Raw genomic sequence first — 18,656 nt, forward strand, 5'->3', positions numbered from 1 at the left:
CTCGCCTGCCCCCACCCATGTCCCAGATGTTTCTCCGCTCTATCTGCACCTTTCCTGTCGAGCGCGGCCACGACCCGCTGGACATTGAACTGTGGGCGCAGATGTTCACCGGCTGGTATCTGGAATATCTGCCTGAAGACCCGCCCAGCCAGGGCGCAGCCGAGGTCATTGAGCTGGTGCGCCGTGAGGACCGTGACGAGGTGCGCGAAGGTGCACTGGTGTTCGCCCGCTGGCCGCAGTCCAGCCACCCCGTGCTGGCGCTGGTCAACCTCTCGCGTGACCGGCGGCTGGTCACGGTGCGCATCTTCGGGACGCAGCTGACCGAGGTGCAGCAACAGGCCGAGGCCGTCACGGCCCGCATGGTGAATGAACCGGGCCTGCGGGTAGGGGCGGGCACCCGCGTCAATATTGCCCTGGACGTAAACAGCCAGCGCATCGAGCTGACCAGTGGCCGGGTCCGGGGGCGGCGAGGCGGAGCGGCCCGCAACTTTTACGAGAACAACAAGTACCCCCTGACCGTGACACTGGGCGTGCTGACTTTGGCGCTGTCGTTCGTGGTGCTGACGGTGCCCAGCGGGCCCTACACGGCGGTGGGCAAGCTGTATGACCTCTCGGGCCGACTGCTCTCGGCGGTGATGTTCAATGCCCTGCTGCTGCTGTCGCAGTTCGTATACTTTGCCCGCCACCGCCACGTGATCGAGTGGGAGCGGGCCTGAAATTTCCGGGGGTTACAGCCCCAGGCGGCGCAGATAGTCCTCGCAGGTGTCCCACAGGTCCAGCGCCAAGCCGTCGTCCAGGGCGGCGGGTGCAGGAGCAGTCAGGTGGGACTGGGCCCAGTAGCCGCCGCTCACGCCCAGCTCCGGCTGGCTGGCCACCAACACACTGGTCTGCGCTCCTTCTTCGGGAGAAATGGCGAACAGGTTCATTACTTTCCACAGTGCCGCTTGTAGGCCGCTGTTGTTGGCATTGAAGCTGCTGCGGACCATACCAGGATGCAGGGACGCCGAAACCAGCCAGGCTTCCCGGCGGGCCAGCTCGCGGCCAAACAGCACGTTCGCCAGCTTAGAAGCGTTGTAGGCGGGCCAGCCTCCGTACCCGCGCCTGAATTCCGGGTCGCTCAGGTTCAGCCGCGCCAGGCGGTGGGCGTCCGACGCCACTGTGATCACGCGTGGGTCTGTGCTTGCCCGCAGCGCCGGGAGCAGGTCGCGGGTCAGTATGAAGGGGGAGAGGACGTTCAGCGCCCAGGTCATCTCGATGCCTTCGCGGGTTTCCTGGCGGGTGCCAAAGATGCCGCCTGCATTGTTGATCAGCACGTCAATTTGGGGTTCGGTGCGCCGAATCTCATCGGCAATGAGCGCCACCTCTGCCAATTCGCTGAGGTCGGCGCGGTAGGTTCCTGCGGCGCCAATCTCCTGCGCGGTAGCGGCCAGCTTCTGCGGGCTGCGGCCCAGCAGCAGTACGCGGGCTCCGCGCCGGGCCAGTTCGGCGGCGGTGGCTTTGCCGATGCCCTCGGTGGCTCCGGTAATCAGGATAGTGCGGCCATTCAGCGGAGCGTGTCGGGTCATGTTCAGCAGCATAGAGGCCCCGCGCGCCCGGCAGCGGTGATGGCCGTTATGCTGAGCGGTGATGCAGCGCTTTCTCTCCACACCGCGTGCTCAGGCGCTGGCGTTCGGCCTGCTGGCTGGGGCACTGCTCGCGGCTGCGGGGGTGAGCATCGGCTACCGGGGGTTCGGCTGGCTGGGAGCGCTGCTGCTGGTGGGCCTGTCGCCACTGCTGGCGCTGTGGCCGCCGGGCCGCGCGGCGCTCTGGACCGGCTTGGGTGCGCTGGCACTGCTGTACGCGGCGGCGCTGTTTACCCCGCTGGTGCCCCGCACCCTCAGTGCGCTGACCGAAGCCCAGGCCCCCGCCCCCGCTGACGCCATCATCGTGCTGGGCGGGGGGCTCAGCTGCGCCGAAGGCACACTGGAACCGGCCAGCGCCGCCCGCCTGAGCCGGGGCCTAGACCTGTGGCGGGCAGGTTACGCGGACACCCTGGTGTTCAGCTCGCAGTCAGACGTTCTAACCCCGCCCGAGTGCCCGCGCATGTCGGACCTGCAAGCCGCTCAGGTGCGCCGTTGGTTCGATTCTCCCCCACGCATTCTGACCCTACAGAACGTGACCGATACCGCCGATGAGGCCCGCCGCGCCGCCCGGCTAGAGGCCGAACACAGCTGGACACGGGTACTGCTGGTCACCAGTCCTTCGCACTCGGCCCGCGCCGCTGCGCTGTTTCGGCGCGAGCTGAAGGCCGAGGTGCGCAGCGTCCCAGCTGAGGAATGGCGCTTTTCGCTCAGTGGAGAAACGGCGCAGGGCCGTCTGGCGGGGCTGAACGTGGTGCTCTACGAAGGGCTCTCGCGGGTCAAGGCATGGCTGCTGCACTGAAGCGCTGGAGGTGCCAGACTTAGCTATGGACACCTCAGTACCATCCGGCCTGCCCGGCAGCGACTTGGGTCAGCTGTATCTGGACGACGCACGGGAGCGCTCAGCACAGACCCGCCGCCTGGGAGAGAAGGCCCTGGCCCAGCTGGAGCCGGGCGACTGGCACCGCGTCCACACAGCGGGCGACAACTCCGTCGCCGTGCTGGTGCAGCATCTGGCCGGGAACATGCAGTCGCGCTGGGGATTATTTCGCGCTGGCTACCGCCCCGGTGTGGATGGGGAATCCCCAGACCGTAACCGTGACAGCGAGTTCGTGGATCAGGACCTGGACCCGGCTCAGCTACGCGAGCTTTGGGACCGGGCCTGGACCATCTTTGAAGAGGCGCTGGCGGCCCTGCGGCCACAGGACCTGAGCGGGCAGCTGACCATTCGCGGCGAGCCACATACCGTGCTGGGTGCGTTGCAGCGCCAACTGCTGCACAACAGCGGCCACGTCTATCAGCTGGTGATGCTGGCCAAGTCACTGCGGGGCAGCGAGTGGCAGACCGCCAGCATTCCGCGTGGGGGATCGCAGGCCCACAACCACGACTTGGCCAGCAGATTTGGGGTGTCTGGGGACGGGCAAAAGTAGGCAAGTAGGGCGAACAGCTGTTTCGTGTTCGCCCTCCCCGCCTGCGCTACCAGTTCTGCAGTCAGCTTGCCGCGCCGCCCCGCTGGCGGACCACGCCTGCCAGTCGTTCGGCCACGTCCATGATCTCGCCGTGATCTGGGCCTTCTACCATCACGCGGATCAGTTGCTCGGTACCCGAGGGCCGCAGATTGACCCGGCCACGGCCCGACAGCGCCGCCTCGGCTTCGCTCACGGCAGCCTGGACCTGCGTATCGCGGGCAATCGCTTTCTTGTCGGCCACCGGCACGTTGATCAGCGTCTGGGGGAACATCACCAGCTCGTCGAACAGGGCGTCCAGGGTGGTTCCCAGTCCCTTCATGCTGGCAAGGGTCAGCAGCGCGGTCAGCACGCCGTCGCCGGTTGGGGCAATGTCCAGGAATAGCATGTGGCCGCTTTGCTCGCCGCCCAGGCTTAGGCCTTTGGACTTCAGGCGCTCGTGGACGTAGCGGTCCCCTACCGCAGTGCGCTCCAGCACTTTGGCTTCCTCGCGCAGCTTCACTTCCAGCGCCATGTTGGTCATGATGGTTGCCACCACGCTCTCCTCGCGGCGGGCGCGGGCATTGAGCAGCAGCATGTGGTCGCCGTGAATCAGGTTGCCGCGTGAGTCCACCATCAGGGCGCGGTCCGCGTCGCCGTCAAAGGCAATGCCCAGGTCGTACTCGCCCTCGGCCACAATCAGACGCAGGTGGTCCATGTGGGTCGAGCCGCAGCCCCGGTTGATGTTGCGGCCATCAGGGGTGGTATAGATGGCAAAGATGTCCGCTCCCGCCGCCTGGAACACCTTGGGCGCAATGCGGTAGGCGGCTCCGTTGGCGCAGTCCAGCGCAATCTTGAGGCCCGACAGGTCCGGGGCATGCTCACGCAGAAAGTTCAGGTAGATGCGCTCGGCCTCGGCGTAGTTGGTCACGCTGCCCATTTCCACGCCGGTAATGGGGTCCAGCTCACCCACTCCGTCAATCATGGCCTCAATTTCCAGTTCGGTGGCGTCCAGCAGTTTCTCGCCGTCGAACCCGAAGAACTTGATGCCGTTGTCCGCTGCCGGGTTGTGCGAGGCGCTGATGACCACGCCTGCGTCGGCATTGAGGTAGCGGGTCAGGTAGCTTACGCCGGGCGTGGGCAGCACGCCGAGGTGAATCACGCTGACGCCCCGGCTGGTCAGTCCAGCAGCCAGCGCGGCGGCCAGCATATCGCCGCTCTGACGGGTATCTTTGCCGATCACAACGGTGGCGCGTTTGCCTGCGCGGCGGTTGAGAACTTCACCGGCGGCCTGTCCCAATTTGAGAACCCAGTCGGCGGTCAGTGGGGCCAGGCCCGCCACCGAGCGCACTCCATCGGTGCCGAAATATTTCCGTTCACTCATGGGGGAGATGATACCTGCTTCCCTGCTGACCCGGCGGTAGGCCCGGATGAACCCTGCTTGTGAATTGCGGCCTCGCCCGGTTCCGCTGGCTTTTGGCTCGGGCTATAGCCGCAGGTCGGGGCCGCCCTACGGGTGCAGGTCCGCTGCCGCCAGCTCCATGCTGGGCACGCCCGGCGAGACCCAACTGCTCCCGCGCAGCACGAAGCGCCAGGGCAGATTGCGGCCTTCTTTGATACCAACCCGCGCCGTGACCTGTACCTGCTCCGGCGGCAGTGGAGCTGTCCAGTCCAGGTGCAGGTCCGGGCGGTTGACCGGAGTCTGCGCTACCGACTGCGACTGAATGCCCAGGGCGTACACGAGCTTGGCGGGGCCGTTGGTCAGGTCGCGCTCGCGGGTCACCGGGCGGTGGAGCAGCATCTGGCCTACGCCGTCTTGCGGTTCCAGCGCCCGAATCAGCACGCTGGCGCTGACCCCTTCTTCGCGGCAGCTCACCTGCAAGAGTGGATGCCCATGTGCCGCCCAGAACAGCCAGTGCCCCGGCGCAATGCTCATCTCGGCGCTGCGGGCCGCGTGAAAGCGCCCGGCAGTGCAGGCCGGGTCGCGTGGGCAGTCGTAGGCTTCGGTTTCTACGACCTGGCCGCTCATGCGCTCGCCGTAGCGGTCTATACAAACCAGCGTTGCGCCCAGCAGCTCGCGGGCCACGGCCACCGGGTCGCGGGCAAAAAAGTCGGGGGAGAGCATCGGCAAAAGCTTTAGCCCTCGGTGCTGGCCCCAGGGCGCACCGTCCACTGCGGCTCAGGCTGAATGTCCTCGCTGACCGCTTTGCCGCGCTCCAGGCCACTGCTGCCCTCGGTTTGCAGCACGCGCAGGCTCATGCCCTCGGTGCAGCGAATCTGGCAGGAGAGCCGGGCCACGTTCAGCAGGTCTTTTTCGGTCAATTTGTCATATTCCGCCAGCGTCATTTCGTCCGGTTCGCCTTCCAGAAACTCCACTCGGCAGGTGGTGCACTTGGCGACCCCGCCGCAGCGGTGCAGGATATCCACGCCGCCGCGCTCCAGGGCCACGGTCAGGCGCTCGCCGCTCAGGGCTTCCAGTTCGCCAAATCCCTCCACGGTCATGGTGATGGGCTGGGCTTCTTGCTGGGCAATCACGGGTTCGGTCATGGGGTCAGGATACGTCTTTGGCGCTCCGTAACCGCAGCAGATGATAGATGTTCACGCCAGCGCCGAACAGATTCATGGCGGCCACAGGGTAGGCCCCGATCATCAGCCCATAGACCGTGAACAGGACGCAGCCGATCAGGTTGATCACCCGCAGCCGGTGCATATCGCCCATCAGCAGCGAGATGCCCACAAATACGGATGCGGCGTAACCCAACCACTCGGACAAGGGCAGATTCAGAAACATCCCGTTACTGTAGGGCACGCGGCCAGCGCCACCCCGCATCTCTGCGCAACATGGAATGTCCTGCAGCTAAAGCACACGAAAAAGCACCCCGCAGGGGGTGCCTCTTTGTGTCAGGGCGTGTGGCCCGGTCCTAAATGGGGCTACGGCTCAGTCGGCTACGCTGACGGTGGTCTGCATATTGCCCTTGGTGGCGCGGGAATAGGGGCATACGTCTAGGGTTTCTTCCATCAGCTTCTGGGCCTGCTCACGGTCCATGCCAGGGAAGCGGCCCACCAGGTGGGCATTCAGCACAAAGGACACGTCGTCTTTTTCCATGCCGACGGTGGCCGTGATAGAGCTGTCTTCAGGCAGGGTCAGGCCCTGGCGGCGGGCGACCAGCCCCATCGCTCCCTGGAAGCAAGCGCCGTAGCCAGCCGCAAACAGCTGCTCGGGGTTGGTGCCCTGGCCGTCGTCGCCGCCCAGCGCTCCGGGTACGCTGAGGTCCAGCTTCAAGCGCCCGTCTTCGCTCTGAATGGTGCCGCTGCGGGCACCCTGGGTCTTGACCGTCGTCTCGTAAAGGTTAGCCATAAGGCGAGTTTAGCGGCTGGAGGGAGGGGCAAGGGTGACAGCAACCCGAAAGGAACCACAAGGTGGGGAGCGGCGCAGGCGTCTGGCGGATGCTAGGAAGCGAGGTTCCTAACCTGCCACGGCCAAAGAGAACACAGCTACGGCTGAAGAAAACACAGCAAAACCGCCCAGCGTTCAGGCCGGGCGGTCAGGGAATGCTGGGCGGTCAGCTGGCGGCAATCTCGGCCAGGGCTGCTTCATCCTTGAGGGTGATCTTGCCGTAACCAGCGCTGATCACACCGTCGCGGCTGAGTTCGCCCACCACTTTGGTTACGGTTTCGCGCACGCTGCCCACGGCGGCAGCCAGCTCATCGTGAGTGGCGTAAATCATGGTTTCGCCGCTGTCCAGTTGGGTGGCCAGTGCGGTGTCCTTGAGTTCCAGCAGCTCGGCGGCGATGCGGGCGCGCAGGCGCTTGCCCACCAGCCGGAAGATGCTTTCATAGGCGCGCTCCAGGGTGCGGACCAGGTGGCCGGTCACCATCAGGTTGTCTTCGCTGCTCATCAGCGCCGGGTTGATCACGTCTACTGCCGAGTCGGTCACCGCTTCGGCAAAGTAGGCGCGCTCGGTGCCACTGAGGGCTTCTTCACCGAAGTATTCGCCGGGTTTCACATAGCGCAGGGTCAGGCCGTTGCCGTCGTCGTCCATGGTGTGAATACGGATCAGACCGCTCTGAACGCGGTACAGCATATCGCTGGAGCCAGGGTACAGAATCACTGAGCCGGGACGGTGGGTCACCGTGTCCACATAGTTCTCGCTGAGGGCTTTGGTTTCGGAAAGGTCTTGGTTGTGAGTCAATTGAGTCATAGATGCCTCCTGCGACACCACTTGAAAGAAGGGTTTGGGAGAAGGATATTTCCTGGCAGCGTGAGCCAATCAGGAATCATTCCTATCACTGACCACAGTGTACACCTACGTCACAATTTTGTAAACACTTTTGTTGCGCGAATGGAGCTTCATGGCACATTAATTCTGCTGGATACAGAACTTCCCGCCCGCCCTCATCCTAGTCCTGGGACCGGGGAGAATGTGTCAGTGCTGACATTCATCAAGGACAAGTCAAGCTCCGGTGAGCGGCACTGTTGGGCGGTCTTCCGGCCCGGCTGTGGGCCACACCTACCTTTTGACGCCCTTTGGATGAGGTCCCTTAGATGAAGTGGCCGATGATGCTGAGTTGAGCCGTACTGCAAACGGCCCAACTCTCCAGCACTTCATTGCCAAAAGAGGGAAGGCCCCCAACCTCCGGGGACCTTCTGCCACTGCATTCCATTGGTGCACCAGGCGTCTTGGCCCAGTTGCTGACAGCGTTTACAATTCGTCTTCCTTGCGGATGGGGAAGGCGCTGATCACGCAGTCCTTGTCGGACAGATTGATGACCTTCACGCCCTGCGCGTTGCGGCCAGTCACGCGAACTTCTTCCACGCGGGTGCGGATGACCAGGCCGCCCTGGGTTAGCACCATCAATTCCTCACCGCCGTCTACACGGGCCAGGGTCACCAGCTTGCCGGTCTTCTCGGTCACGTCCAGGGTAATCACGCCCTGGCCGCCGCGTCCTTTGCTGGGGTAATCACTCACCGGGGTGCGCTTGCCCAGACCGTGCTCACTGATGGCGAGTAGTTCACTCTCGGTGTCGGCGGGCACCAGCGCCATGCTCACCACACGGTCATCCCCCTTGAGGCGAATACCAATCACGCCCTGGGTGGCGCGGCCAGTGTCACGCACCTCGTCCGCGGCAAAGCGCATGGCTTTGCCGCCACGGGTCGCCAGCACGATATCGCTGCCGTTCTTGACGATGCCCACCGAGATCAGCTCGTCACCGTCTTGCAGGTTGATGGCAATCAGGCCCGCCGAGGTGATGTTGCCGTAATCGGTGATCAGGGTGCGCTTGACCATGCCCTTCTTGGTGGCGAACACGAATGAGCCTTCTTCGTCAAAGCCGTGGATGCTCTGCACAGATGCGATGTTTTCGTCATCGCGCAGCGAGGGCAGCAGGTTGCGGATGTGCGAGCCTTTGGCGTCGCGGGCGGCTTCAGGCAGATCGTAGATTTTCTCGTGGAACAGGCGGCCCTGATCCGTGAAGAACAGCATGTAGTCGTGGGTGCTGCCCACAAACACGCGGGTATTTACATCTTCCTCGCGCAGCTTGCCACCGCGTGAGCCACGCCCGCCACGCGACTGGGCGCGGTAGGCGTCCAGGGTGGTGCGCTTGAGGTAGCCCGCCTCGGTCATGGTGATCACCATGTCCTCAACGGCAATCAGGTCTTCCTTGGAGATGTCTTCTTCGAGGGCCGTGATGACCGAGCGGCGCTCATCGCCGTAGTGGTCGCGGATGTCACGAATTTCCTTCTTGATCTCGCGCCACAGCAGCTTTTCATCGCCCAGGATGGCACGCAACTTGCCAATCAGGGTCTGCAATTCGTCGTACTCGGCTTGCAGCTTCTCGCGCTCCAGGCCGACCAGACGTTGCAGGCGCATGTCCAAGATGGCCTGGGCCTGCGGCTCGCTCAGCTCGAAGCGGGCCATCAGCGCGTCGCGGGCCTCGGCTCCGGTGTTGCTGGCGCGAATCAGGGCAATCACTTCGTCAATGTGGCCCAGTGCCTTGATCAGGCCTTCGAGGATGTGGGCACGTTCTTCGGCTTTGCGCAGCTCGTACTGCGTGCGGCGAGTCACCACATCGCGGCGGTGCTCCAGGAAGTAGCGCATGGTGTCAATCAAGGGCAGCACACGCGGCTCGCCGTTCACGATGCTCAGATTGATGACCGTGAAGGTGCTTTGGAGCTGGGTGTACTTGTACAGCTGATTGAGCACCAGGGTAGGAATCGCGCCGCGCTTGAGCTCAATCACGATACGCACCGGCTCCTTGCGGTCCGATTCGTCGCGCAGGGCCGAGATATCAGGAATCTTGCCCGCTTTGTACATGGCCGAGATGGTCTGAATCAGGTTGGTCTTGTTCACCTGATAGGGAATCTCGGAAATGATGATCTGCGAGCGGTTATTCTTGTCCTCGATGCGGGCCTTGCCGCGCACCTTGAGGCTGGCGTGTCCGGTGGTATAAGCGTCCTGAATGCCCTGCTTGGAAATGCGTCCGCCAGTGGGGAAGTCTGGCCCCTGTACATGCTCCATCATTTCCAGCAGGTTCATGTTTGGCTGGTCAATCAAGGCCAGCAGCCCGTTGCAGATTTCGGTGAGGTTGTGCGGCGGGATGTTGGTCGCCATGCCCACGGCAATGCCCGAAGCCCCGTTGATCAGCAGGTTGGGCACGGCAGCCGGCAGCACGCTGGGTTCTTCGGTGGTTTCGTCATAGTTGGGCTTCATGACGATGGTTTCTTTTTCCAGGTCGGCCAGCAGTTCCTCGGCCAGCTTGGTCATGCGGGCTTCGGTGTACCGCATGGCGGCAGGCGGATCGCCATCAATCGAGCCGAAGTTGCCCTGCGGATGCACCATCGGGTAGCGCATGTTCCACCACTGGCCCAGGCGCACCATGGCGTCATAGATAGAGGTGTCGCCGTGGGGGTGGTACTTCTTCATCACTTCGCCCACCACCGACGCCGACTTGGCGTGCTTGTGGTTGGCGTAAAGGCCTTCGAGCATCATGGCGTACATGATTCGGCGCTGCACCGGCTTGAGGCCGTCGCGCACATCCGGCAGTGCGCGGTCCACAATCACGTTCATGGCATAGTTGATGAAATTGGTCTTGACTTCGGACGTAATGTCCACAGGTTGGATTCCGGTCATGCAAACTCCAGTTCTAGGCCAGGGCCCTTACTCCACGGCGGAGTCAGAGCACCTGAAGGGGAAGAAGGCGGCACCAGTCGCAGCTCCGGCAACTCCGGAGGCGGCGGTCATTCCGTAATAGTATAACGAAAAGCTCTAAATTATGCCAGTAGCGTAATTGCTCGCCCTCAACTCGTAAACGTAGTCTAGCGCACTTCGCCCCTGTCCTGCCGCTGACCGCCCCATAGACGCCTGGCCTGCTGAGGCTACGGGGTGGAGGACGTGGCGTGCCGAGGCCAGAAAGTTGGGGCTGCTGCTCAGAGGTGACAACTGTGACAGCTCCATTTCATTATGATGATGAGCAATGTTAACTGTACTCACACAACTGGTAGCGGATGTGGACGGGGCCTGGGCCGCCGCCATCGGGGGGTTGGACGGTCTGCTGGTCGAGGGGCACGGCGTCAGTGGCGTGAGCCTGGACCTGCTGGTGGCGGAGCACGCTGGCCTGATGCGTGCGGTGAGTGACGCTTACAGCATGGTGGGCGGCGGCGCGGCCCGCGAGCTGTATATCCGGGGCGAGAGCCTGAGCGTGTTCGTGCAGCCGATTAATGCCGAGTTCTTCGTGCTGCTGGCGCTGGATGGCCGCGCCAACTTGGGCCAGGCCCGGCTCTACGCCCGCGCCGCTGCCGCTCAGCTGGCGGGTGAACTCTGATGGCCCCGCGCCTGGACAGCCTGCGGGAACTGCCGGGCGTGTCGGCGGCGGCGCTGCTGGGCACCGATGGGTTGCCGCTGGCCGCCGTGGGCGAGGGCGCTGAGCTGCTGGCCGCCGAGTTGGCGTCACTGCGCGGCTCATTGGACCGCTTGGGCCGCCGCCTGGGCGTGGGCGAGGTCTCACGTCTGGCCCTGACCACGCCCACGCTGGAAGTGGTGGCGCTCGCTCAGGGGGAATACACGCTGGGTGCTGCACTGGCACGCGGAGTAGACACGTCTGCGGCCCGTCAGCACCTCGCCGCCCTGATGGAAGACGTGCTCAAGCAGCTGCCTGCCTCTGCCGACCCTGTGAGCGCCGTCCCTGCTGCCTCTGACCGCGCTGGTACCAACAGTGCCGAAGGTGGCCTGCTGTGAGCGCTGCGCTGGAAACTTTGCTGGAAGGACGCGGCCTGCGCTCGGCGGCGCTGTACAGCGAGCAGGGCGAGGTGCTGGCCTCGGCTGGAGACGAACAGGGCACCGCTGGTCTGCTGACCCCCGCGCGCGCCATCGTCCAGACGCTGGAGCACACCCTGAAGGCTGAGGGCTGGACCGAACTGCTGCTGGACCTGGAAGGCGGCCCTGTTCTGCTGACCCCCGGCCAGAGCGGGCAGGTGCTGGCGGTGGCCTTCGATGATCTGTCCAGCCTGGGGCGTGTGCGCCTGGGCGTGCGGCGGGCGCTGGAAAACCTGAGCTAAAGGGCCGATTTAAGAGTTGAGGGCAGCCTCAGTGAATAAGCTGCCCTTAAATTTACCTGCGCCGCTGTGCTGCGCTTGCTTTAGCGGCCCGTATCCACCCCGCTGAGCAGCTCCGGCAGGGGAAAAGCGCTGATGGGGGTGCGGGTGCCGCCCAGCGAGTACCACTCCTGGTCGACCATCTGCGCCTCGAACTGCTCGCGGCGTTCGGGCGACAGCCGGCCCAGGGCGCTGCCCGGTCCCATTTGGGTGCCGTGGGCGGCCAGGGCGGCCTTCTTTTGCGCGGCATAGGCCGATACATCCAGGCGCACGGCAGCGGTGCCCTCGCTGATGCCGTAGCGCTCGGGTTCGAGCTCACGCTCAGAGTCCATCATGTTCAGGTGGCGGGCTACGTCGGTCGAAAAGACCGTGTAGTACAGCCGCTGCGGGCCGCCGTAGGGCAGGTGCCCCGTCGAGAAAAAAGCGCCTACGCTGGCCCGGTGGATTTGGAGATGGTCCACATGGCCGTAGCCGCCGTGTGGATCGAAGGTGATCAGGACATGTGGCCTTCGCTGCTCAATCAGGGCGCGCAGTTTGTCTTCGATGTCTAGCACGTCCACATTCATCAGGGCTTGCGGATCGTCATGCCGGGTGCGCTCAAAGCGGCCTGAGTCGTGGTAGTTCAAAAAGACGGGCGCTGGAATCCCGATGGCCTGGCAAGCGGCGCGCAGCTCGGCTTCACGCTGCTGGCCGAGGTCGTCTACGGTCATGCTGGGGTCGGTGATTTTGCCCGCTTCGCCGCGTGTGGCGCACACCAGCGTCACCTCAGCTCCGGCCTGCGCGTACGCGGCCAGGGTGCCAGCTACAGCAAAGGCTTCGTCGTCGGGGTGGGCAAAAATAGCCATGATGCGTGCGCCGTGGGCGTTGAGATTCTGGACATCTGCCAGGGACGTGGCGGGGCTAGAGAAAGCAGTCGTCATGCCGGGCAGTGTACTCCTCAGCGCAGCTGCGCCGCGGCAAAAGCTGACCCGCTTCGGGTAGATTGCCCCTATGCCCAAAGTCATTGCGGTCACGTCTGAAAAAGGAGGCGTGGGGAAAAGTACCCTGGCCGTTCACCTGGCCGGAGCGCTCAGCGAACGCGGCCTGGAAACGGCCCTGATTGATGAAGATGGGCGGGTCGGCAGTTCGCTGCGCTGGCAGCAGCGTGGGCCGGGGCTGCCTTTTCCAGTGCTGGACCCAGATGATGTAAAGCCCAAGCGCCTGGCGCGGCTGGACGCCGTCATCATTGACACGGAGGGTCGGCCCCGCCGCCGCGATCTGCGCGAGCTGGCGGGCCGCGCCGACCTGATTCTGGTGCCCAGTGGAGTCTCGCCGCTGGAACTGGACGCCACGCAGGAGCTGATGGGCTTTTTGGGAGCCGAGCCGGGTGCGGCCCGCCGCAGCATGGTCGTGCTGACCCGGGTGCCCCCAGTGGGCCACGCCGCCGATACGGCCCGCGAAGACCTGCGCGAACTGGGCATCCGCGTGGCAAATACCGCCGTGCGCCAGTACGCCGCCTACCAGAAGGCCGCCGAGCAGGGCGTGCTATGCCGCGACGTGCGCGATGAACGCTCGGCTGCGGCCTGGGCTGACCTGCTGGCGCTGTCGCGTGAGGTGATCTGATGTCCCGCTTTGATTACCTGGACACTGGCGACAAGAAGGCCGCCAAGAAAGCCGTCAAAAAGGCGAAGAAGCTAGAAAAGGCACTCAGCGACGATAAAAAAGCTGACCACCGACGCCGCGTCCGGGCTGAGGAGCAACAGCTGGACCAGGGCAAGGTGGAGGTGGTTTACGTGCGCCGCGAAACCATTAGGGCAGCCTGGCGTGAGCTGAAAGCTGAAGGCGGCGAAAGCCTCAGCGAGCTGGTGGATGATCTGCTGCTGGCCTGGTTGCAGGAGCGTCAGGCCGAGCATGCGGCGCAGTTGCCGGAGAATGAGGACTAGATGCGGTCCGCTCCCACTCCGGTGGGCCGCTACGCTCCCAGCCCCACTGGGGCGCTCCATCTGGGCAATATTCGCACGGCGCTGCTGGCCTGGCTGCACAGCCGCGCTCTGGGCGCAAGGCATCTGCTGCGCTTTGAGGACCTGGACACGGGCCGGGTGCGGGCCTGGGCCTATGACATGACCCGCCGCGATCTGGAGTGGCTGGGCCTGGACTGGGACGCGGAGTACCGCCAGTCCGAGCGGCTGGAGCTGTACGCGGCAGCACTGGCACAGCTGGAAACTTATCCCTGCACCTGCACCCGGCGTGACATTCAGGCGGCGGTGGAGGCGTCGGCGGGAGCGCCGCATGGGGCCGAGCTGGTGTATCCCGGCACCTGTCGTCCAGAATTTGGTCGTCCAGAATTCAGTCGTCCGGCATCTGGTCGCCCAGAAGCTGAGCACCCAGGAGCCGAGTGTCCGCTGCCTTCTGGCTCACCGCGCCCCGCAGCTCAGCGTTGGCGGGTGCCGCCGCAGGAAGTGTGCGTCTCTGACCGCCTGAGTGGCGAGCTCCTCTGCCAGTTCCTGCCCGCTGAGGTGGGCGACCCGGTGCTGCTCCGGGGTGATGGTGCTTACGCCTACCATCTGGCTGTGGTGGTGGATGACGCCGCGCTGGGTGTGACTGACGTGGTGCGCGGCGCGGACCTGTGGCCAGCCACTCCCCGGCAGGTGGCCTTGCAGCAGGCGCTGGGCTATCCGCAGCCCGCCTACTGGCATGTGCCGCTGATGACCGACTACCGGGGGGAACGTCTCGCCAAGCGGGGGGGCGCACCTTCACTGCGAGACCTGCGCGAAGGGGGGACCGTGCCGCCAGAGCGCGTGCTGGCAGACTTGGCCCGCTCGCTGGGCTGGGAGGTACCGCCGCAGGTCCGCGCCGCCGAATTGCTGCCGCTCTGGCGGACGTATGCCGGACTGGAGCCTCGGGCGGGGCAGGCATAGCGCTGGCTCTCCTTTTCGGTGCCCAGAGCTTCTTGGAGGCGGGCGGCTGCACTCGGAAGCGGCGCTATGCTGCGCCCATGACTTTTCTGCTGAATCTGATTGTCAGTGCGCTGGCCCTGTATGCCGTCAGCCAGCTGTACAGCGGCGTTCACTTCGCGCCTGGCGCTGGTGCATTCGACATTGCCCTGGCCGCTCTGGTCCTGGGCCTGGTCAACGCCCTGATTCGTCCAGTGCTGGGGTTGCTCTCACTGCCGATCACCCTGCTGACGCTGGGCCTGTTTGCTCTGGTGCTCAACGGGCTGATGCTGTGGCTGACCGCGCAGTTCACCGCGCTGGATGTAGACGGTCTGGGGGCTGCCGTGGTGGGAGCCCTGCTGCTGAGTCTGGTGACCTGGGTGCTGAACGCCGTGACCGGTGCCCTGGGCACAGGCGGGGAACGCCGCTGATGGCGGACCTCCAAACAGTCGTGACTCCCGCCGAACTGCGGAGCGTACTGGCAGCGGCCCATGCTGAGGGTCAGAGTGTAGGCCTGGTGCCCACCATGGGCTTCTTGCACGAGGGACACGCCACCCTGATTCGTCGCTCGGCCGCCGAGAATGCCCTGACGGTGGTGAGCGTGTTTGTCAATCCCACTCAGTTTGCTCCGACGGACGACTTGGCTGCTTATCCCCGTGACTTGGCCCGCGATCAGGCTGTGGCGCAGGAAGCAGGGGCTGCGCTGCTGTTTCATCCTCAGCCACAGGAGATGTATCCGGTGGGGCACGCCACCTCGGTCAGCGTGGCTGGCCTGAGTACGCGGGTCGAAGGAGCTTCGCGGCCCGGACATTTTGATGGTGTCGCCACCATCGTGCTCAAGCTGATCGGACTGGTGCAGCCGACCCGCATCTACTTTGGAGAAAAGGACTGGCAGCAACTGGCGGTGGTGCGCCGCATGGCCGCCGACCTGTTTCTGAGCACTGAAGTGGTTGGCGTGCCCACCGTGCGCGCCGATAGCGGGCTGGCCCTGAGCAGCCGCAACAGCTATCTCAGCGCCGAACAGCAGGTGCAGGCCGCCGTGATTTCGCGGGCGCTGCGGACCATTCAGGCGGCCTACGCGGGCGGCGAGCGGGACGCGCAGGTGTTGCTGCAAGCAGGCCGCGCCGTCCTCATGGAGGAGCCAGTGGAGCTGGACTATCTGCACCTGCTGGACGCCGAGCTGGAACCTCTCCAGGGCTACCTGACGTCAGACCAGGCCGCAGCCTCTCGCTTGGTCTTTGCGGGGCGGCTGCATGGTGTGCGCTTGATCGATAACTTGCCTTTGATTGCCCAGGAATAGCCCCCGGTGGAAGGACCAATCTCCTGGCCGCGCCGCACGCTGTGAGGAGATTGATTCGGTTGGTTTTTTTGTGTCCTGGACATGCTGGAAGTGAAGTTGTCAGGACTGTGCAGGCATACTGAAAAGTAAACGCCTGCACATAGAAAGCCGGGCGGTCCCAAGGAGTCCTATGATTCGAATAGACGAGCTGCTGATAGAGATGATCAATGCCGGTGCCAGTGATGTCCACCTGCAAGCCGGAAGCCCTCCGATGGGCCGCGTTCACGGGGAGCTGGTTCAGTTCGGCTCCAAGGTGCTGCGGCCTGATGACACGGCGGCCTATGCCCAGGCCCTGCTTAGCGCCGAGCAGTGGGAAGATTTCGAGTTCCGCAGTGAGCTGGACGCGGCCTACAGCCTGCCCGGTCACGGGCGTTTCCGGGTTAATGCCTTCCGGCAGCGCGGGTCGGTGGGCATCGTGATGCGGGTAGTGCGTGACCAGATTCCCGACTTCGAGTCGCTGGGCCTGCCCGAAGGCGTGATGCGGACCATGGCCGAGTCCCCGCGTGGCCTGATCCTGGTGACGGGTCCCACCGGCTCGGGCAAGAGCACCACCCTGGCCAGCGTGGTAGACCACATCAACCGCACTTACGCCAAGCACATCATTACCATCGAAGATCCCATCGAGATCATGCACCGCAACCGCAAATCTATCGTGGTGCAGCGCGAGGTGGGCGTAGATACCCGTGATTTCCGCACCGCCCTGAAGTACGCCATGCGCCAGGACCCGGACGTGATCATGATTGGGGAGATGCGTGACAAGGAGACGGTCGACGCAGCCCTGACGGCGGCACAGACTGGACACCTGGTGCTCAGCACCCTGCACACCCAAGACGCCCTGCGGACCATCAACCGCATCATTGACTTTTTTCAGCCGCACGAGCGCAACGAGGTCCGGACGCTGTTCGCTGAGTCTCTGGTCGGTATCGTGTCGCAGCGCCTGCTGCGCCGGGCAGACTGCGAGGGCCGGGCCCTGGGCACCGAAATTCTGCTGGGCACGCCGCTGGTGGTGGAGTCCATCAAGGATGAGGACAAGACCCCGCTGATCAAAGACGCCATGCTGGAAGACAATCTGCGCGGCATGATCACGTTCGACAAGCACCTTGCCGAGTTGTACATGCAGGGCGTCATCAGCATGGAAGAGGGCCTGGAAGCGGCCACTAGCCCGCACGAGTTCCGCCTGATGGTCACCAAAGCCGACTTCGGTGAAGAGACGGGCGAGCCAGAGCTGACCCAAAGTGGCTTTGGCCGCAAGCCTGGCTCGTCCTTTGGGCGGCGCTGAGCTCACGGCTGCCCCTTGGGTCATGCTTTGGGCCCCAGCCTGCGCCCTGGACCTGGCGAGTGCAGGGCCCGGGCGCGGCATTGCTCCGCCCGAGTGTGTCTCAGGGGGTGGCTGCGGCCCGCTATAGTGGAGTGCTATGACAGGACCCAAGATTTCGATTACCCAGCGCGGCTATGACCGCCTGAAAGAAACGCTGCATCATCTCAAGACCACGCGCCGTGAGCAGATCAGCGAAAACATGGGCCGCGCCATTGAGGACGGCGACCTGCGCGAAAGCGCGGCCTACGACGAGGCCCGCATGGAGCAGAGCGAGAACGAAGCCCGTATCCGTGAACTGGAAGACCAGCTGGAACGCGCCGTAATCGTCGAAGAGGACGCGGCAGGCGGCGCTGGGCTGGGGGCCAAAGTCAAGGTCCGCAGCGGCAAGACCGAGCGCACCTTTGAGCTGGTAGGCACCTTCGAGGCCGATGTGCGGGCCGGCAAGGTGAGCGACGCCAGCCCCATCGGTCAGGCCCTGCTTGGAGCGCGTGAAGGAGCCAAAGTCAAAGTGCCTGGTCCCAAGGGCGACATGGAATTCGAGGTGCTGGAAGTCATCTACGAATAACGAGTCAGGCAACGAGTGAGATGAAAGAGTCGCCGCCCTGGCGTTATTGCGGGCGGCGGCTCTTCGCTGTGATTAAGGCACCACTTCGAGACGCGGAATTCTGTGTCTCTTCCACAGGAGGAAAGAGCGGAATTTCACGGCTCATCACTTCTCCTGGCATCCTTAACAGTTCGGCCACCATAGAAACAAAGCTCAGACCTGCTGAAAGGTGTGAAGAAAGACTCAAAGGTGTAAAAAACTCCTGAACGCTTATATTCAAACCACGCCCACATATTTTCCTCATAGGGTGACCGGGAGGATGCAAATGTATAAATCCAAGAGAATCCAGACTGGATTGACTGGCTTATTGCTCGCTGGCTTGCTGGTCGGTTGTACGGCCAGTGTGACTCCGCCTCCTGCTGGTCAGGCTCAGGCCGTTCAGGGTTTTGAGGTTGCTGGACAGTCCGATATTGACCGCCGCAAAGTCACGCTGCCACCACTGACGACTATGGCTGTACCGACCACCCTGCAAGCTCAATCTGCCGGGCCCTCGCCATTGCCCACCTGGACGGGTCCACGCTCATATCGGCTGGCATACACGTCTTTATATGCTAATGCTAAACCTCAGTTGGCCCTCAATTCCCGTGGGGACGTCTATCTCAACACGGCTTTAGCTGGGTACAGTGAGGCGGGCCTGCCCGTGCTCCAGAAATTGACCTCCAATGGTCAGCTTCTAGGGAGTCAGACCGCCAAAGCCGACCCGAACACCTACCTACTGAATTCTTTTGTCGTGGTGACTGAAGACGATTCACAGCGCGAGGCCCTCAGTAGGTGACAACTTCAGTTTGACCTCGTTCCAGACGGCAAAAACCAACAGACGGCCCCATCA

Annotated in this window: 22 protein-coding genes; 13 read left to right on the forward strand and 9 right to left on the reverse strand. The window is 63.9% G+C overall.

Annotated elements, in window-relative coordinates:
- Nucleotides 1–17 precede the first annotated feature (17 nt).
- The gene (locus IE158_RS09115) at nucleotides 18–716 is read left to right on the forward strand and encodes a hypothetical protein (RefSeq protein ID WP_189643356.1); all 699 of its coding nucleotides are present in this window, start codon (nucleotides 18–20) and stop codon (nucleotides 714–716) included.
- A 12-nt stretch (nucleotides 717–728) separates the two neighbouring features.
- Here the strand turns inward: IE158_RS09115 and IE158_RS09120 are convergent, their stop codons facing one another.
- Nucleotides 729–1,565 (reverse strand): SDR family oxidoreductase, encoded by an 837-nt coding sequence (locus tag IE158_RS09120; protein WP_229839029.1) that lies wholly within the window; start codon nucleotides 1,563–1,565, stop codon nucleotides 729–731.
- Nucleotides 1,566–1,626: 61 nt separating this feature from the next.
- Here IE158_RS09120 and IE158_RS09125 point away from each other — a divergent pair, with 61 nt between their 5' ends.
- Nucleotides 1,627–2,421: a YdcF family protein gene (locus tag IE158_RS09125; protein ID WP_189643358.1), complete on the forward strand. Its 795-nt coding sequence runs from the start codon at nucleotides 1,627–1,629 to the stop codon at nucleotides 2,419–2,421.
- Between the two features lie 25 nt (nucleotides 2,422–2,446).
- A complete protein-coding gene (locus IE158_RS09130) occupies nucleotides 2,447–3,049 on the forward strand; it encodes a DUF1572 family protein (RefSeq protein ID WP_189643359.1) in 603 nt (200 codons plus the stop codon).
- Between the two features lie 61 nt (nucleotides 3,050–3,110).
- Here the strand turns inward: IE158_RS09130 and glmM are convergent, their stop codons facing one another.
- From glmM to gyrA, 7 genes are all read right to left on the reverse strand, one after another.
- The gene (gene glmM / locus IE158_RS09135; protein ID WP_189643360.1) at nucleotides 3,111–4,448 is read right to left on the reverse strand and encodes a phosphoglucosamine mutase; all 1,338 of its coding nucleotides are present in this window, start codon (nucleotides 4,446–4,448) and stop codon (nucleotides 3,111–3,113) included.
- A 126-nt stretch (nucleotides 4,449–4,574) separates the two neighbouring features.
- The gene (locus tag IE158_RS09140; RefSeq protein ID WP_189643361.1) at nucleotides 4,575–5,189 is read right to left on the reverse strand and encodes a DNA-3-methyladenine glycosylase; all 615 of its coding nucleotides are present in this window, start codon (nucleotides 5,187–5,189) and stop codon (nucleotides 4,575–4,577) included.
- 11 nt (nucleotides 5,190–5,200) lie between these two features.
- Nucleotides 5,201–5,611, reverse strand: coding sequence for a 2Fe-2S iron-sulfur cluster-binding protein (locus IE158_RS09145; protein WP_189643362.1), 411 nt, complete (start codon nucleotides 5,609–5,611; stop codon nucleotides 5,201–5,203).
- A gap of 4 nt (nucleotides 5,612–5,615) precedes the next feature.
- Entirely contained in the window at nucleotides 5,616–5,855 is a 240-nt protein-coding gene (locus IE158_RS09150) for a YgjV family protein (RefSeq protein WP_229839030.1), read from the reverse strand.
- A gap of 147 nt (nucleotides 5,856–6,002) precedes the next feature.
- On the reverse strand, nucleotides 6,003–6,422 hold the full coding sequence (locus IE158_RS09155) for an organic hydroperoxide resistance protein (protein ID WP_189643363.1): 420 nt from the start codon (nucleotides 6,420–6,422) through the stop codon (nucleotides 6,003–6,005).
- Nucleotides 6,423–6,627: 205 nt separating this feature from the next.
- Complete coding sequence (locus tag IE158_RS09160; protein ID WP_189643364.1) at nucleotides 6,628–7,266, reverse strand: helix-turn-helix domain-containing protein; 639 nt, start codon at nucleotides 7,264–7,266, stop codon at nucleotides 6,628–6,630.
- A gap of 501 nt (nucleotides 7,267–7,767) precedes the next feature.
- Nucleotides 7,768–10,194, reverse strand: coding sequence for a DNA gyrase subunit A (gyrA, locus tag IE158_RS09165; RefSeq protein WP_189643365.1), 2,427 nt, complete (start codon nucleotides 10,192–10,194; stop codon nucleotides 7,768–7,770).
- Between the two features lie 343 nt (nucleotides 10,195–10,537).
- Between gyrA and IE158_RS09170 the strand changes: the two genes are divergently transcribed.
- From IE158_RS09170 to IE158_RS09180, 3 genes are read left to right on the forward strand one after another with little or no spacing between them, the layout of a single operon-like run.
- Entirely contained in the window at nucleotides 10,538–10,885 is a 348-nt protein-coding gene (locus IE158_RS09170; protein WP_189643366.1) for a roadblock/LC7 domain-containing protein, read from the forward strand.
- Nucleotides 10,885–11,298: a roadblock/LC7 domain-containing protein gene (locus IE158_RS09175; RefSeq protein ID WP_189643367.1), complete on the forward strand. Its 414-nt coding sequence runs from the start codon at nucleotides 10,885–10,887 to the stop codon at nucleotides 11,296–11,298. The genes IE158_RS09170 and IE158_RS09175 overlap by 1 nt, the downstream gene beginning before the upstream one ends.
- Complete coding sequence (locus IE158_RS09180; RefSeq protein WP_189643368.1) at nucleotides 11,295–11,618, forward strand: roadblock/LC7 domain-containing protein; 324 nt, start codon at nucleotides 11,295–11,297, stop codon at nucleotides 11,616–11,618. Before IE158_RS09175 ends, IE158_RS09180 begins: the two co-directional genes overlap by 4 nt.
- 80 nt (nucleotides 11,619–11,698) lie before the next feature.
- Here the strand turns inward: IE158_RS09180 and IE158_RS09185 are convergent, their stop codons facing one another.
- Nucleotides 11,699–12,499, reverse strand: a complete 801-nt coding sequence (locus IE158_RS09185; protein ID WP_189643378.1) for a PIG-L deacetylase family protein — start codon at nucleotides 12,497–12,499, stop codon at nucleotides 11,699–11,701.
- Between the two features lie 145 nt (nucleotides 12,500–12,644).
- Here IE158_RS09185 and IE158_RS09190 point away from each other — a divergent pair, with 145 nt between their 5' ends.
- From IE158_RS09190 to greA, 7 genes are all read left to right on the forward strand, one after another.
- Nucleotides 12,645–13,256: a nucleotide-binding protein gene (locus IE158_RS09190; protein WP_189643369.1), complete on the forward strand. Its 612-nt coding sequence runs from the start codon at nucleotides 12,645–12,647 to the stop codon at nucleotides 13,254–13,256.
- Nucleotides 13,256–13,576 (forward strand): hypothetical protein, encoded by a 321-nt coding sequence (locus tag IE158_RS09195; protein WP_189643370.1) that lies wholly within the window; start codon nucleotides 13,256–13,258, stop codon nucleotides 13,574–13,576. Before IE158_RS09190 ends, IE158_RS09195 begins: the two co-directional genes overlap by 1 nt.
- A complete protein-coding gene (gene gluQRS, locus IE158_RS09200; RefSeq protein ID WP_189643371.1) occupies nucleotides 13,577–14,551 on the forward strand; it encodes a tRNA glutamyl-Q(34) synthetase GluQRS in 975 nt (324 codons plus the stop codon).
- A 77-nt stretch (nucleotides 14,552–14,628) separates the two neighbouring features.
- A complete protein-coding gene (locus IE158_RS09205) occupies nucleotides 14,629–14,997 on the forward strand; it encodes a phage holin family protein (protein ID WP_189643372.1) in 369 nt (122 codons plus the stop codon).
- Nucleotides 14,997–15,866, forward strand: a complete 870-nt coding sequence (panC, locus tag IE158_RS09210; protein ID WP_189643373.1) for a pantoate--beta-alanine ligase — start codon at nucleotides 14,997–14,999, stop codon at nucleotides 15,864–15,866. The genes IE158_RS09205 and panC overlap by 1 nt, the downstream gene beginning before the upstream one ends.
- Before the next feature lie 169 nt (nucleotides 15,867–16,035).
- Nucleotides 16,036–17,184 (forward strand): type IV pilus twitching motility protein PilT, encoded by a 1,149-nt coding sequence (locus IE158_RS09215; RefSeq protein ID WP_189643374.1) that lies wholly within the window; start codon nucleotides 16,036–16,038, stop codon nucleotides 17,182–17,184.
- Between the two features lie 136 nt (nucleotides 17,185–17,320).
- The gene (gene greA / locus IE158_RS09220) at nucleotides 17,321–17,788 is read left to right on the forward strand and encodes a transcription elongation factor GreA (RefSeq protein WP_189643375.1); all 468 of its coding nucleotides are present in this window, start codon (nucleotides 17,321–17,323) and stop codon (nucleotides 17,786–17,788) included.
- The last annotated feature ends 868 nt before the right edge of the window (nucleotides 17,789–18,656 follow it).

It is taken from the genome of Deinococcus piscis (assembly GCF_014653275.1).
GTDB classification, from domain to species: Bacteria; Deinococcota; Deinococci; order Deinococcales; family Deinococcaceae; genus Deinococcus; species Deinococcus piscis.

Coding starts and splice junctions, on each gene's coding strand:
- IE158_RS09115 (WP_189643356.1), top strand. CDS start 18: ATGTCCCAGATGTTTCTCCGCTCTATCTGCACCTTTCCTGTCGAGCGC.
- IE158_RS09120 (WP_229839029.1), bottom strand. CDS start 1,565: ATGACCCGACACGCTCCGCTGAATGGCCGCACTATCCTGATTACCGGA.
- IE158_RS09125 (WP_189643358.1), top strand. CDS start 1,627: ATGCAGCGCTTTCTCTCCACACCGCGTGCTCAGGCGCTGGCGTTCGGC.
- IE158_RS09130 (WP_189643359.1), top strand. CDS start 2,447: ATGGACACCTCAGTACCATCCGGCCTGCCCGGCAGCGACTTGGGTCAG.
- glmM (WP_189643360.1), bottom strand. CDS start 4,448: ATGAGTGAACGGAAATATTTCGGCACCGATGGAGTGCGCTCGGTGGCG.
- IE158_RS09140 (WP_189643361.1), bottom strand. CDS start 5,189: ATGCTCTCCCCCGACTTTTTTGCCCGCGACCCGGTGGCCGTGGCCCGC.
- IE158_RS09145 (WP_189643362.1), bottom strand. CDS start 5,611: ATGACCGAACCCGTGATTGCCCAGCAAGAAGCCCAGCCCATCACCATG.
- IE158_RS09150 (WP_229839030.1), bottom strand. CDS start 5,855: ATGTTTCTGAATCTGCCCTTGTCCGAGTGGTTGGGTTACGCCGCATCC.
- IE158_RS09155 (WP_189643363.1), bottom strand. CDS start 6,422: ATGGCTAACCTTTACGAGACGACGGTCAAGACCCAGGGTGCCCGCAGC.
- IE158_RS09160 (WP_189643364.1), bottom strand. CDS start 7,266: ATGACTCAATTGACTCACAACCAAGACCTTTCCGAAACCAAAGCCCTC.
- gyrA (WP_189643365.1), bottom strand. CDS start 10,194: ATGACCGGAATCCAACCTGTGGACATTACGTCCGAAGTCAAGACCAAT.
- IE158_RS09170 (WP_189643366.1), top strand. CDS start 10,538: ATGTTAACTGTACTCACACAACTGGTAGCGGATGTGGACGGGGCCTGG.
- IE158_RS09175 (WP_189643367.1), top strand. CDS start 10,885: ATGGCCCCGCGCCTGGACAGCCTGCGGGAACTGCCGGGCGTGTCGGCG.
- IE158_RS09185 (WP_189643378.1), bottom strand. CDS start 12,499: ATGGCTATTTTTGCCCACCCCGACGACGAAGCCTTTGCTGTAGCTGGC.
- IE158_RS09190 (WP_189643369.1), top strand. CDS start 12,645: ATGCCCAAAGTCATTGCGGTCACGTCTGAAAAAGGAGGCGTGGGGAAA.
- IE158_RS09195 (WP_189643370.1), top strand. CDS start 13,256: ATGTCCCGCTTTGATTACCTGGACACTGGCGACAAGAAGGCCGCCAAG.
- gluQRS (WP_189643371.1), top strand. CDS start 13,577: ATGCGGTCCGCTCCCACTCCGGTGGGCCGCTACGCTCCCAGCCCCACT.
- IE158_RS09205 (WP_189643372.1), top strand. CDS start 14,629: ATGACTTTTCTGCTGAATCTGATTGTCAGTGCGCTGGCCCTGTATGCC.
- panC (WP_189643373.1), top strand. CDS start 14,997: ATGGCGGACCTCCAAACAGTCGTGACTCCCGCCGAACTGCGGAGCGTA.
- IE158_RS09215 (WP_189643374.1), top strand. CDS start 16,036: ATGATTCGAATAGACGAGCTGCTGATAGAGATGATCAATGCCGGTGCC.
- greA (WP_189643375.1), top strand. CDS start 17,321: ATGACAGGACCCAAGATTTCGATTACCCAGCGCGGCTATGACCGCCTG.